At 52.4% G+C, this 12,336-nt stretch carries 13 protein-coding genes; 5 read left to right on the top strand and 8 right to left on the bottom strand.

What is annotated here, in order from left to right; translation table 11 throughout:
* Positions 1–19: 19 nt before the first annotated feature.
* Complete coding sequence (gene argS, locus ABIC79_RS03330) at positions 20–1,753, bottom strand: arginine--tRNA ligase (RefSeq protein WP_112198648.1); 1,734 nt, start codon at positions 1,751–1,753, stop codon at positions 20–22.
* 217 nt (positions 1,754–1,970) lie between these two features.
* On the opposite strand from argS, the gene ABIC79_RS03325 reads away from it, so the two are divergent.
* Positions 1,971–2,540: a VOC family protein gene (locus ABIC79_RS03325; RefSeq protein WP_354566572.1), complete on the top strand. Its 570-nt coding sequence runs from the start codon at positions 1,971–1,973 to the stop codon at positions 2,538–2,540.
* Here the strand turns inward: ABIC79_RS03325 and ABIC79_RS03320 are convergent.
* Entirely contained in the window at positions 2,537–3,685 is a 1,149-nt protein-coding gene (locus ABIC79_RS03320) for a MalY/PatB family protein (protein ID WP_013575023.1), read from the bottom strand. The genes ABIC79_RS03325 and ABIC79_RS03320 overlap by 4 nt on opposite strands.
* 113 nt (positions 3,686–3,798) lie before the next feature.
* Here ABIC79_RS03320 and cutC point away from each other — a divergent pair, with 113 nt between their 5' ends.
* Positions 3,799–4,557, top strand: a complete 759-nt coding sequence (gene cutC, locus ABIC79_RS03315) for a copper homeostasis protein CutC (protein WP_013575024.1) — start codon at positions 3,799–3,801, stop codon at positions 4,555–4,557.
* 168 nt (positions 4,558–4,725) lie between these two features.
* Positions 4,726–5,229, top strand: coding sequence for a lysozyme inhibitor LprI family protein (locus ABIC79_RS03310; protein ID WP_013575025.1), 504 nt, complete (start codon positions 4,726–4,728; stop codon positions 5,227–5,229).
* Positions 5,230–5,539: 310 nt separating this feature from the next.
* Here ABIC79_RS03310 and ABIC79_RS03305 read toward each other — a convergent pair whose 3' ends face one another.
* From ABIC79_RS03305 to ABIC79_RS03280, 6 genes are all read right to left on the bottom strand, one after another.
* Complete coding sequence (locus ABIC79_RS03305) at positions 5,540–5,743, bottom strand: hypothetical protein (RefSeq protein ID WP_013575027.1); 204 nt, start codon at positions 5,741–5,743, stop codon at positions 5,540–5,542.
* 171 nt (positions 5,744–5,914) lie between these two features.
* The gene (gene cmoB / locus ABIC79_RS03300) at positions 5,915–6,886 is read right to left on the bottom strand and encodes a tRNA 5-methoxyuridine(34)/uridine 5-oxyacetic acid(34) synthase CmoB (RefSeq protein WP_013575028.1); all 972 of its coding nucleotides are present in this window, start codon (positions 6,884–6,886) and stop codon (positions 5,915–5,917) included.
* The gene (gene cmoA, locus ABIC79_RS03295; RefSeq protein ID WP_013575029.1) at positions 6,883–7,626 is read right to left on the bottom strand and encodes a carboxy-S-adenosyl-L-methionine synthase CmoA; all 744 of its coding nucleotides are present in this window, start codon (positions 7,624–7,626) and stop codon (positions 6,883–6,885) included. The genes cmoB and cmoA overlap by 4 nt, the downstream gene beginning before the upstream one ends.
* Before the next feature lie 136 nt (positions 7,627–7,762).
* Complete coding sequence (locus ABIC79_RS03290) at positions 7,763–8,158, bottom strand: MAPEG family protein (protein ID WP_013575030.1); 396 nt, start codon at positions 8,156–8,158, stop codon at positions 7,763–7,765.
* 111 nt (positions 8,159–8,269) lie between these two features.
* Positions 8,270–9,088, bottom strand: a complete 819-nt coding sequence (locus ABIC79_RS03285; protein ID WP_131638808.1) for a DUF72 domain-containing protein — start codon at positions 9,086–9,088, stop codon at positions 8,270–8,272.
* Positions 9,089–9,171: 83 nt separating this feature from the next.
* The gene (locus tag ABIC79_RS03280; RefSeq protein WP_354566571.1) at positions 9,172–9,747 is read right to left on the bottom strand and encodes a hydrolase; all 576 of its coding nucleotides are present in this window, start codon (positions 9,745–9,747) and stop codon (positions 9,172–9,174) included.
* 335 nt (positions 9,748–10,082) lie between these two features.
* On the opposite strand from ABIC79_RS03280, the gene aspS reads away from it, so the two are divergent.
* Both aspS and nudB read left to right on the top strand, forming a co-directional pair.
* Positions 10,083–11,879, top strand: coding sequence for an aspartate--tRNA ligase (aspS, locus tag ABIC79_RS03275; RefSeq protein WP_112151804.1), 1,797 nt, complete (start codon positions 10,083–10,085; stop codon positions 11,877–11,879).
* Entirely contained in the window at positions 11,879–12,325 is a 447-nt protein-coding gene (gene nudB / locus ABIC79_RS03270; RefSeq protein ID WP_013575034.1) for a dihydroneopterin triphosphate diphosphatase, read from the top strand. Before aspS ends, nudB begins: the two co-directional genes overlap by 1 nt.
* The last annotated feature ends 11 nt before the right edge of the window (positions 12,326–12,336 follow it).

Raw genomic sequence — 12,336 nt, 5'->3', positions numbered from 1 at the left:
TAATATCTGCGACCGTGCGTTACATGCGTTCTACGGTTTCGATACCCAGCGTATCCAGACCGGTTTTCAGCGTGCGTTGTGTCAGCAGTGCCAGTTTCAGGCGGCTGTTACGGCTGGTTTCATCTTCTGCATTAAGGATCGGGCAATGCTCGTAGAAGCTGGAGAACAGGCCAGCCACGTCGTACAGATACGCACACATGGTGTGTGGCGTGCCTTCGCGGGCGACAACGGTCAGTACTTCTTCGAACTGCAACAGACGGGTCGCCAGCGCAGCTTCACGTTCCTCGCTCAGTACAACCGGTTGAGTCAGACTGTTCACGTCGATGTCTGCACGTTTAAAGATAGAGGCTACGCGGGTATAGGCATATTGCATATACGGCGCGGTGTTACCTTCGAACGCCAGCATGTTGTCCCAGTCGAAGATGTAATCGGTAGTACGGCTTTTTGACAGATCAGCGTACTTGATTGCGCCGATACCCACCGCGTTAACCAGTTTTTCCAGTTCCCCGGCGTCTTTCATTTCCGGATTCTTTTCGGTGATCAGCTTACGTGCGCGATCAATCGCTTCATCCAGCAGATCAGACAGTTTCACCGTGCCACCTGAGCGGGTCTTGAACGGCTTACCGTCTTTGCCCAGCATCATGCCGAACATATGGTGTTCCAGCGCCACGGAATCGGGCACGTAACCGGCTTTACGCGCTATGGTCCATGCCTGCATCAGGTGCTGGTGCTGACGGGAGTCGATATAATACAGCACGCGGTCGGCCCCGAGTGTTTCGTAGCGGTATTTCGCGCAGGCGATATCGGTGGTGGTGTACAGGTAGCCGCCATCTTTTTTACGGATGATGACGCCCATCGGATCGCCTTCTTTATTTTTGTATTCATCAAGATAGACAACAACCGCGCCTTCGCTGTCGACGGCCAGACCTTTGGCCTGCAGGTCGGAAACGATGCCCGGCAGCATGCTGTTGTACAGGCTTTCACCCATCACATCGTCTTCGGTCAGGGTGACGTTCAGACGATTGTAGGTTAGCTGGTTTTGCTTCATGGTCACGTCAACCAGCTTGCGCCACATCTGCAGGCAGTATTCATCGCCGCCTTGCAGTTTCACCACGTAGCCACGCGCCCGCTCGGCGAAGGCTTCGTCTTCGTCATAGTTTTTCTTCGCCGCGCGGTAGAATTCTTCCAGATCAGCCAGATTCATGTCACCGGCGTTTTCGTTCTGTACTTTTTCCAGATAGGCAATCAGCATGCCGAACTGTGTACCCCAGTCGCCAACGTGGTTAGCGCGGATCACTTTATGGCCGAGGAATTCATTGGTGCGCACAGCCGCGTCGCCGATAATGGTGGAGCGGATGTGGCCAACGTGCATTTCTTTCGCCACGTTTGGCGCAGAATAGTCGATGACGATAGTTTGGGGTTCAACCGGTGTGATGCCCAGTTTTTCATCGTTCAGGGCGCTGTCTACATGCGCAGCAACAAAAGCAGGATCCAGGAAGATATTGATGAAACCCGGCCCGGCGATTTCGACTTTATTCGCGATGCCGCTCAGGTCTAACAGTTCAACGACTTTCTCTGCCAGTTGTCGCGGTGGCATACCGAGTTTTTTTGCCACGGACATAACACCATTAGCCTGATAGTCGCCAAACTGAGCTTTAGCGGACTGACGGACTTGCGCTTCGCTGTCGGCTGAGGCGCCTGCAGCGATCAGCGCCTGGCTGACTTTTTCTGAAAGAAGTGACTGAATATTCACCGAAGTACCTTTATTTAGGAATGTGGTTGTTTGCTGTTCATCCCATGGTGGACGAACCTAAAATGATGCGTGTTTATATCATATTAGCCTTGCGGCGTCAGTATCACCGCACGTCCGGGCTAAGGAAAACGCGATTGTGCGGCATGTCTCTGGCAACCGGATGAAAGGCTGTGTAAATTACCCGACCCTGAAGATCTGCAAACGAAAACAAGATAGGATGACCGCCATGAATCACGTGCCGGAGTTACAGGATTTAGCTGATGATTTACCGCGCTTTGTCGACGTACTGACGGCGTTCGCTGCAAAATTGCACATTAATCTGGATGGGTTTCACGCAGATCATATTTCAGTGCGTTGTCATCAGAACACGACGGCGGATCGCTGGAAAACCGGCCTGGAAAAGTGCGGCAGCCTGTTGAATGAGACCCTGATTAACGGCCGGCCAATTTGTCTGTTTTCGCTCAACGAACCTTTGCAGGTCGGGCCGCTGAGTATTGATCTGGTCGAGTTACCATATCCCGGCGATAAACGTTACCCGCACGAAGGCTGGGAACATATTGAGATTGTCCTGCCCGGTGCTGAAGACGAATTATATACACGGGCGCTGGCGCTGATTGCTGATGAAGCGCTAATGACGCCCGGTATTAAGCTGAAACAAAGTGCGCCCAAAGGGGAGAACGAGCGTTTGCCTAACCCGACGCTGGCGATCACTGACGGCTCTGTGACCATCAAATTTCACCCGAACAGCCTGCGGGCGATTGTCGCCAGCGAAAGGGAAGACGGTTAACGTTGCAGCGTCAGTAACGCCGCTTCCATGCGATCCAGCGCTTTTTCCAGTAACGCGCGCTGGCAACCCAGATTGATACGCACATAAGCCGGTGCGCCAAAATCAGCGCCACCTGAGAAACCGACCCCGGCGTCCACGAAGAAATGGTAAGGGTCCTGCACCGGCAGTGCGCTGGCATCAATCCAGCCAAGGTATGTGCCTTCCGGCGCCAGCATGCGCAATCCTGGCATAGCGTTGATTCTGGCTGTCACCCGTTCGCGGTTACCTCGCAGGTATTCGAGCTGTGCGTTAAGCCATTCCTCGCCATCGCGGTAAGCGGCGGTCGCGGCGACATACGCCAAAATATTGACGTGCGGCACAATGCCGTGACTGGCCTCAAGGAATTTCCGGCGTAGTTCCGGGTCAGGAATAATCGCCATCGACGCGCCCAGACCGGCAAGGTTGAAGGTTTTGGACGGCGACATCAGCGTGATCGAACGCTGTTCGGCATCGGCATTGAGTGAGGCGAACGGGATGTGTTTCAGGCCCGGTTCGAGGATCAGGTCACAGTGGATTTCATCCGAACACACCACAAGATCGTGACGTTGCGCGAAGGCCTGCTGTTCGAGTAATTCCTCGCGACGATACACCGTGCCACCGGGGTTATACGGGTTGCAGAGCATCAGCAGCTTTTCGCTGCCATCCAGTAGATTGTCGGCCGTGGAAAAATCGGCCACCCAGCGCTGTTGCTGCTCAGTTACATTAATGGATTTAAACTGACGCCCTTCAGCCTGAGCCGCCTGCATAAACGGCGGATAAATGGGCATGGGCATCAGACTGGAGTTTTGTGGTGCAACAGTGGCGCGAACGGCGACGTTTAATCCGCACACCAGGCCTGGTAACCAGACGATCCATTCGGGCTTAATAGCCCATTCGTAACGATCCGCCAGACGTTTTACCACTAAATCAATGAGTTCCGGCGGTGTGAAACCATACCCAAATACGCCTTCTGCGACACGTTGCTGCAACTCTTTGATAACCTGAGGCGGAGAAGTGAAGTCGGTATCGGCAACCCAAAGCGGTATCACATCCTGATTATTGTATTTATTCCACTTAACGCTATCACTGTGACTGCGGTCTACCCATAAATCAAAATTGAGTGTCATAGTTAGCTTTCCTAAGCAAACAGATTGGGTGGGGATGCTCATCTCAAAGCCTACGCGACATGGCCGGCTGCAGACAAGTGTTGTAGCATAATGCCGTAATCAGGAGAGATCACATGACTAAATTAGAAGTGTGTTGTTACAGCGTGGACTGTGCATTGACAGCAGAACAAGCCGGGGCCGATCGTGTTGAATTGTGCGCCAGTCAGGCTGACGGGGGCATTACGCCGAGTTACGGTACCCTCAAACTGGCAAGGGAAAAAGTGACCATCCCTGTACATCCGATTGTCCGTCCAAGGGGGGGTGACTTTTGCTACAGCCAGAGTGAATTTGAGGTGTTGAAAAGCGACATCGCTTGTATTCGCGATCTCGGCTATCCGGGTCTGGTGGTCGGCATGCTGGATGCGGAAGGGCATATTGATATGGCGAGAATGTGGGAGGTGATGGCGCTGTGCGGCGATATGGCCGTAACATTCCATCGCGCATTCGACATGTGCCTTAACCCGAAGATTGCACTGGAGCAGTTGACTCAGTTAGGGGTGGCGCGCATTCTGACCTCCGGGCAACAACAAAATGCTGAAGTCGGTTTACCGATGCTTCGGGAACTCAATCAGCTGACGCGTGGTCCAATTATTATGGCTGGCGCGGGTGTGCGTCTGACGAATTTGCAGAAGTTTGTGGATATCGGGCTGACGGAGTTACACAGTTCAGCAGGGCGTCAGGTGAAATCCGCCATGCGCTACCGGAAAGCCGGTGTCACTATGAGTTCTGATACTGACTTTGATGAATTCAGTCGTTATTGCGTGGATGGCGATATTGTTGCCGCAATGAAAAGCACATTGCAGTTTGACGATGAAATATCCCGCACGGCGTAATAACTCAAAGATTTAACCGGGTCACACGACCCTTATTGCGTCGCCCTGCGCAAGTACCAGGCCCCGTCATGTTGGCGGGGCTTTTTTTGTGCTCCTGATTCTGCTGTCGTTGCGTAATTGATTCGGATAATCTGTCTGCTCATCAAATTGTTACCGCCGGACAGGGACATGAAAAAGTTAGTGATTACTCTCGCGCTGTTGGGATTTACGCACTCATTATTTGCCGCTGATAAACAACCCAGCAGTGTTCTGGATAATGGTGCTGAGACATTTGCCATTGACTGTGCAGGCAACCCTCAGCAAACGACGCTGGATATGAACGATTGTTATGCGGAAAAAATCGACAAGCTGAATTGGGTGAAACAGACGTACCTTGTGGCGGCCAGAAAACGTATTGAGCAAACGGCTACAGGTCCGAACCCGGATCCTGACGCAGCAGCTGTGCTGAAAGCGTTTGATGAGGAAACTCAGGCGTGGGATGCGTTTGAAGAGAAAGCCACTTTTGCGACGTACACTGACTATCAGGGCGGGACGATCAGAGGCGTGATGTCGCTGTCGCGGAAAATGGAACTCATCGAGTTGCGTGTTAAAGATATCTGGAGCAACTGGCTGCAATATCAGGATTCAACGCCAGCGGTATTACCCGAACCAAAATTTAAAGATGACCATTAATCCGGTTTTCTTGGCCTGAAAAAGCGCCCCGGGCGGCGCTTTTTATGACGGGCAACACCTCAGCCCCAGGTCAGTAGCGCCACACCGAACATTCCTGCTTTCACCACCAGGCACATCACGAAAAGGCCTAGAACAATAACAGCCCGATCCATGAGGAATCGAATTCTTCTGCGCATTAATTTCTCCACGAAATACTTGCGTACGGATAAATTGGTTGGCCGAATTTATACACGAAATGCTATGAATCAATCCAATGATATAGCGTCAAAACGTGGAGCTTTACAAAGGGCTGTGGCTGACGCGGAAATAACTACTTCTCGTAAAAGTTTTTTATTCTGATAGCGACGTCAATATTTGCCCAGTGCAATTCGTTTTCCTTGTGCAGACTGCTGCTGCCATCTTCCCAGGAAACGTAATACGACACGATGTCGTGCTCTGATTCAAAAGTATTCATCACGGTACCTTTGATATCGCCAGATCTGTGTTTAACGATGCTGCCTTTAGGGAACTTCATACTTCCTCCCGTAATGCGAACGACGATCTCCGTCATAACAAACCGATAGCCTTCTGAAAGGTTAGACCTTTTTACAGCGTGATGTACAGAGTGACGTGACTGAAAGTGAGGATAAAGTGTGAGCAATGACTTCCGCCAGACAGGAAGATGTCTGGCGGAGGAGGAAGGTCGTTATGGTTTGCGGGCGATGAGCAAAGCGCGGCGAGGAGCCGGATAGCCTTCGATAGTTTTGGTCGGATCATTCGGGTCGAGGAATTCAGCCAGTGATTCGCTGGTCATCCAGTCGGTACGGCGCTGTTCTTCAAGTGTCGTGACGCTGACATCCGCAATACGCACATCCACAAAGCCGCATTTGATCAGCCAGTTTTTCAGGGCTTCAGCAGAAGGGATGAAATAAATATTCCCCATCTGCGCGTAACGGTCACCCGGCACCAGGACCTGCTCGCTGTTACCTTCGACAACCAATGTTTCGAGCACCAGTTCCCCTTCGCTGACCAGCTGATTTTTCAGTTGCAGAAGATGATCTAATGGCGAACGGCGGTGATACAGCACGCCCATAGAAAAAACGGTGTCGAAAGCGTTCAGCTCGGGTAATTGTTCGATGCCCAGCGGCAGCAAATGTGCGCGCTGATCGCCCCCCAGTAATTTACGCACGGCCTCGAACTGACACAGGAACAACTGCATCGGATCGATACCCACCGCCAGATGTGCGCCTGCACCAATCATGCGCCACATGTGATAACCGCTGCCGCAGCCGACATCTAAAATCGTGCGGCCAGCAAGGGAGGAAATGTGCGGCAAAACGCGATCCCATTTCCAGTCAGAGCGCCATTCAGTATTGATTTCAACGTCGTACAGCGAGAATGGTCCTTTGCGCCATGGCATCATATTACGCAGCAGGTTTTCAATCCCTTCGCGCTGACCGGCAGGCAAAGGGACTTCCATATTGGCGCTGACGCTGTGCAACAAATCCAGACGTTCCGGCTGCAACAGCGGCAAACGATCCACCGAGTTAAACCACAGTTTGAATTTGCCGTGCAGAGATTCTTTCTGCCACGCGGTCAGTTGCGAAGGCAAAGTATTGAGCCACGGACTTAACGGCCCTTTGGCGATAACGCGGTAAAAATCACCGAAATCAATCATTGTGCTTCTCCGGCTTTCAGCGCAATCAGTGAGCCGAAATTAAAACACTGGAACCAGACTTCCGTGTGCTGGAAACCGGCCTGATGCAGGCGGGCTTTATGCGTTTCGACGGAATCGGTCAGCATAACGTTTTCGAGCATGCTGCGTTTCTGGCTGATTTCCAGCTCGCTGTAGCCGTTTGCACGTTTGAAGTCGTGATGCATATTGAACAACAGTTCGCCGACGTCTTTGTCTTCGAAGCTGAATTTTTCTGACAGCACCAGCGCCGCGCCCGGACGCATGCCCTGATACACCTGATTCAGCAAACGCTGGCGGTCAGCCGGTTCGAGGAATTGCAGGGTAAAGTTGAGCACTACCATCGAGGCATTTTTCAGCTCGATATCGAGAATATCGGATTCGATCACGCTGACCGGTGTATCCGCACGGAAAGCATCAATGTGACGACGGCAGCGTTCCACCATGGCGGGAGAGTTATCGACAGCAATAATTTCGCAACCCGGCACCTTAATGTTACGACGCATCGACAGCGTGGCAGCACCCAGCGAACAGCCCAGATCATAAACATTGGAGTCGGGCTGAACGAAGCGCTCGGCGAGCATGCCAATCATCGAAATAATGTTGGAATAGCCCGGAACAGAGCGTTGGATCATGTCAGGGAAAACTTCCGCGACGCGTTCATCGAACGTCCAGTCGCCAAGCTTATCTATAGGTGCAGAAAACAGCGTATCGTGGTTTGCCATAGCGGTGAGTCAGGCCAAAAAGAATGTGGGTAAAAAGTTGAGGGCAGATTTTAGCAGATACTGGCGCAGGCAGATACCTGCGCGCCTGGGAGTTGTTTCAAAAGGGCATCAAATCTGTCTGGCAAATGTTCCGTGCTCAGTCAAAGTTGAGGAATTGCGACCACGGCAGATAGATAATATTGATCACCACCATCAGCACCAGAGAAATATAGGTGGCAGCCATGCCATTACGGCGCCAGGCAAATTCGCGGTTTTTCAGCCCGTAATAATGGAATAACCGGCCGAGGATCAGTAACAGGCCGCAGGCGTGTACAGTCCATATCGCCGCGCCGTTCATTTCCATATACAACAATAATAAACAGCCAATCGGCAGATATTCTACAGCGTTGCCGTGTACACGTATGGCGGTTTGTAATTCGTAGGATCCGCCGTCGCCGGTGGCGATACGGTATTGCATCCGCAGACGGACAACATCGAAAGAGAGTTTGATCAAAAGTATGGCGGCAAGCACGACATATAACGCGCTAATCATGATGACTTCCTTGGTTATTCCCTGTATCCCGGCGGAACAGCACTGATTTTCCGCTGCGTAGCCATGATAACGGGAAGGCATAAAACTGTCGTCAGAAAAACCTGAATATTCTTAGAACAACGCATCCTGCTCCGGCCAGTCCGGCGCGGGCTGGACCGAAGGAATGTGCTGACGCAGATCCTGCCACAGGTAGCGTGCCTGCTGGGGCGCGTCGGAACAATCGGGCGTATGAATAAACAGATACGGTGACAATCCCTGTGATTGCCAGTCGCTGAGTTTTGCAATCCACTGGCCGAAAAGTGGACGGTTTGCCTCAAGACTGTCGCCGCCGATAAAGCGGACAATCGGGCGGGAGGATGTCGCCAGCGCGTGCAGCGGCAGTATCGGTTTTTTGCGTTTGGCTTCGAGCACCGCTTCGGTGGTGGAGGTTGAGCTGTGAACCGGGCGACTGTCAAGGATCGCACGATTAATGCCGCGCAGATGTAATCCCTGATTCAGCGCCCGTTCTTCCTCACCTTTATTGAAGAAATCCGCATGGCGCACTTCAACGCCGTAATCGAAACCGGCGGGCAGGGCATCAAGAAATTGCCACAGGCGATCAAGATGTACGGGCGCAAATGCGGCAGGAAGTTGCAGCCAGAGCTGGCCGATGCGTTCACCGAGCGGTTCGAGCGTGCGGTAAAACATATCGACGTCTTCCTGACAATTCGCCAGTGCGGCTTTATGGCTGATGATGGAAGGAAATTTAAAACAAAAACGGAAAGACTCAGGCGTCATATCACGCCAGCGCATCACCACTTCCTGTTTGGGCAGGGCGTAAAACGTGGTATTGCCTTCGACGCAATTGAAGTACCGCGCGTAATCGGCCAGATCACGTAAACCCATCTTTGCCCAGGCGCTGTGATGCCATTGCGGTAAACCAATATACATATCGATGCTCCCTTTTCCGGGCCAAATCCCAAATAAAACGCCGCCTCAGCGGGCGGCGTTCAGGCATGAAAATCAGGGTAACGTTACTCTGGTAACGCAGCAAGCACTTCGGCAGTGGAACGTACGCGGCTGATACGCGGGAAAATAAACTGCATGCTGGACTGATGATGGTCATTGTTGTGTGCGCTGCACGCATCTTCTGCGATCACCAGTTCATAGCCATGTTCCCAGGCATTACGGGCCGTAGATTCCACGCCGATGTTGGTGGAAATACCGGCAAGCACGATGCTTTTAATGCCGCGGCGGCGCAGTTGTAAATCCAGATCGGTGCCGTAAAACGCGCCCCACTGACGTTTGATCACCAGCAGATCGCTGTCGGTTACGCCCAGTTGTTCCGGGAATTCCCACCAGCTTGCCGGTAAACCGCCTTCCGGCGCAGCCGCAGGGACATCAACCGGTTGTTTCAGCGCTTCGTCAAAAGAGTCAGACCAGCCCACGCGCACCATGACGACCGGCGCACCCAGTTTACGGAAACGGGTTACCAGTTCAGTGGCATTATCCAGCACCTGCTGTGCGGTGTGCGGGCCGCCTGCGAACGGTAAAATTCCTTTCTGTAAGTCAATCAGTACCAGCGCGGTGTTTTTTGGATCAAGTTTCATGTTTAGCTCCCGGTTTTCAAAATGGGTAATGAGAGAAAGGAATCATTTAGTGCGTGTACAAAGGGGATTGCGTGAGTCTATGCTAGCGCGGGGAGCAAAAAGATATAATTTTGTTAAATTATGTGTAGCCAGCAACACGAGTGAATTTCCGCGCCAGCGTTGACGTGTTCGCACTTATCCTTCGCCGGAAATTCCTTTATAATAGCCGCCTTTTTTCGACCTGAATAAAACCCATTCCGTGCGCTGCTGAGTTTTGCGGCGGGCGACCAGAGTCAATAACCGTTTCTGTGCCTGTGAGCCATGAGGCCGGGTAGTGGGATCAAAAGGATACCGTTATGCGTACTGTATATTGTGGAAAACTGAATGCGTCCAATGTGGGCCAGGAAGTAACATTGTGTGGCTGGGTTAACCGTCGCCGCGATTTGGGTGGTTTGATTTTCATCGATATGCGTGACCGCGAAGGCATCGTTCAGGTTTTCTTCGACCCCGATCAGGCAGAAGCCTACAAGCTGGCGTCTGAACTGCGTAACGAGTTCTGCATCCAGTTAACCGGCACCGTGCGTGCACGTCCGGAAAGCCAGTTCAATAAAGACATGGCGACCGGTGAAGTGGAAGTGTTCGCCAGTAATCTGAACATTATCAACCGTTCAGAATCGCTGCCGCTGGACTCCAACCACGTCAACACTGAAGAAGCGCGTCTGAAATACCGCTATCTGGATTTGCGTCGCCCTGAAATGGCTAACCGCCTGAAAGCGCGTGCAAAAATCACCAGCTTCGTACGCCGTTTCATGGACAGCCATGACTTCCTCGACATCGAAACTCCGATGCTGACCAAAGCTACACCGGAAGGCGCGCGTGACTATCTGGTGCCAAGCCGTGTGCACAAAGGTAAGTTCTACGCCTTGCCGCAGTCTCCTCAGCTGTTCAAACAACTGCTGATGATGTCTGGTTTTGATCGTTATTATCAGATCGTAAAATGCTTCCGTGACGAAGATTTACGTGCTGACCGTCAGCCTGAATTCACCCAGATCGATGTGGAAACCTCTTTCATGAGCGCCGAACAAGTGCGCGAAGTGATGGAGAAACTGGCCCGTGAACTGTGGCAGGAAGTGAAAGGCGTGGATCTGGGCGACTTCCCGATCATGACCTTCGCAGAGGCCATGCGTCGCTACGGTTCTGATAAACCGGACCTGCGCAACCCGATGGAAATGGTGGATGTTGCGGACCTGATGAAAAACATCGAGTTCAAAGTGTTTGCTGATCCGGCCAACGATCCGAAAGGCCGCGTGGCTGCATTGCGCGTTCCGGGCGGTGCCTCCCTGAGCCGTAAACAAATTGACGAATACGCCAAATTCATCGAAATCTACGGTGCGAAAGGCCTGGCTTATATCAAAGTGAATGAAGTGGCGAAAGGCCTGGAAGGTATCCAGAGCCCGGTGGCTAAATTCCTGAATGAAGAACTGCTGGCTGCCTTGATCGCACGCACTGGTGCACAGGATGGCGACATGATCTTCTTCGGCGCAGCCAGCGCGAAGATTGTGACTGACGCGATTGGCGCACTGCGCCTTAAAGTCGGCCGTGACCTGAAAATCACTAAAGAAGACATGTGGGCTCCGCTGTGGGTGATCGACTTCCCGATGTTTGAAGACACTGACGAAGGCGGCCTGAGCGCTATGCACCACCCGTTCACTGCACCAAAAGACATGAGCGCAGAAGAACTGGCAGCGAACCCGGTTTCTGCTATCGCTAACGCCTACGACATGGTGATCAACGGCTACGAAGTGGGCGGCGGTTCTGTGCGTATTCACCGCAGCGAAATGCAGCAGACCGTGTTCAGCATTCTGGGTATTAACGAGCACGAACAGCGCGAGAAATTCGGCTTCCTGCTCGACGCCCTGAAATACGGTACGCCTCCGCACGCCGGTCTGGCATTTGGTCTCGATCGTCTGGTGATGTTGCTGACCGGCACGGATAACATCCGTGACGTGATCGCCTTCCCGAAAACTACCGCTGCGGCGTGTCTGATGACCGAAGCGCCAAGTTTTGCCAACCCTGCGTCGCTGCTGGAACTGGGCATTGCGGTTGTGGCGAAAAAAGAAGTGACACCAGACACAAATACAGAGAATAACTAATGAGCTATAAGCGTCCTGAGTCGATACTGTGCGTCATCTACGCCAGAAACACCGGCAGGGTGCTGATGCTTCAACGAAAGGATGACCCGAATTTCTGGCAGTCGGTGACCGGCAGTCTGGAAGACGGGGAATCCCCAAATCAAACCACGCAGCGTGAAGTCATGGAAGAGGTCGGTATCGACATTGCAGGTGAAAACCTGACTCTGCAGGACTGCCATCGCTGCGAGGACTTTGAAATATTTGCGCATTTGCGCCATCGCTATGCTCCCGGTGTGACCCGCAATAAAGAACATTGGTTCTGTCTGGCGTTACCCGACGAGCGTGATGTGGTTCTCACCGAACATCATGCGTACCGGTGGCTCGATAAACTGGCAGCGGCAGCGCTGACAGTCTCCCCGAGCAACCAGCAGGCGATTGAAGAATTTGTAAACTATTCGGTCTGTTAAGACTTTAGACT

The sequence above is a fragment of the Rahnella sp. 2050 genome (genome assembly GCF_040544515.1).
GTDB classification, from domain to species: Bacteria; Pseudomonadota; Gammaproteobacteria; order Enterobacterales; family Enterobacteriaceae; genus Rahnella; species Rahnella aceris.
Note: the sequence above shows the minus strand (reverse complement) of the source record. Positions and strands in the feature narration are given on the sequence as shown.